Source organism: Rhizobium sp. PL01 (genome assembly GCF_033447125.1).
In the GTDB taxonomy this organism is placed as follows: Bacteria; Pseudomonadota; Alphaproteobacteria; order Rhizobiales; family Rhizobiaceae; genus Pararhizobium.
The window spans coordinates 1-1,198 of sequence record NZ_JAWQUM010000032.1 but is presented as its reverse complement, the minus strand read 5'-3'; the positions used below and the strand labels follow the sequence as shown (position 1 = coordinate 1,198).

Genomic DNA, 1,198 nt, shown 5'->3' with positions numbered 1-1,198 from the left:
GTGCCGGCTGTTGTCGGCGTGCCGGTAAAGGTCCGCGTCGTGGCGTTGTAGCTCAGCCAGGCCGGAAGTGCGGAGCCGTCGGCGGCCGATGCCGTGAAGGTCAGCGTGTCGCCGCTGTCGGGGTCGGTGAAGGTATTGGCCGGCAGCACAAAGGAATAGGCCGTGCCGACGGTGGCGTTCTGGGTGGCAGTCTGCACAGCAACAACCGGCGCATCGTTGGCGCCATGGATGGTGACGGTGATGTTCGCCGTGGCGGTGGCACCTGCCGTGTCGCGCATGGTGTAGCTGAACACGTCGCTCAGGGTGTTGGTCGACTGGCGCAATGCCTGCACCGCAGCATTGTTCTCGTTGACGGCATAGCTATAGGCACCCGACGCATTGAGCACGAGACTGCCATAGGCACCGTTGAGGGCCGTGCCGAGCGTGCCTGATGTCGCACCGAAGCTGACCGCAGACACCGTCTCGGTATCGCCAGCGTCAGGATCGGTGTCATTGGCGAGCACATTGCCGCTGGCGATCACGCCGCCCGAGCCGTTGGCCGTGCCACCCTTTTCGGTCGCATCGCCGACATCGGCAACCGCCGTCGGTGTCGTATTGCCCGGTACCGACACGGCGATGTTGTAGGTCTCGCTGGTGCTCAGACCACCAAGGTCGGTCGCCGTCACCCGGATGCCATAGGTGCCGCCTGTTGTCGGCGTGCCGCTAAAGGTCTGTGTCGTGGCGTTGTAGCTCAGCCAGGCCGGAAGTGCGGAGCCGTCGGCGGCCGATGCCGTGAAGGTCAGCGTGTCGCCGCTGTCGGGATCGGTGAAGGTATTGGCCGGCAGCACGAAGGAATAGGCCGTGCCGACGGTGGCGTTCTGGGTGGCAGTCTGCACAGCAACAACCGGCGCGTCGTTGGCACCGTGGATGGTTATCGTGAGACTTGCCGTGGCGGTGGCACCTGCCGTGTCGCGCATGGTGTAGCTGAACACGTCGCTCAGGGTGTTGGTCGACTGGCGCAATGCCTGCACCGAAGCGTTATTCTCGTTGACGGCATAGCTATAGGTGCCGGCCGCGTTGAGCACGAGACTGCCATAGGCACCGTTGAGGGCCGTGCCGAGCGTACCTGATGTCGCACCGAAGCTGACCGCAGACACCGTCTCGGTATCGCCAACGTCAGGATCGGTGTCATTGGCGAGCACATTGCCGCTGGCGATCA

At 64.2% G+C, this 1,198-nt stretch carries 1 protein-coding gene; it reads right to left on the bottom strand.

Annotation, left to right across the window (positions count from 1 at the left end):
* Positions 1–1,198, bottom strand: a 1,198-nt coding sequence (locus R6X40_RS31535) for a putative Ig domain-containing protein (protein WP_318419124.1), incomplete at both ends; no start/stop codon positions are given.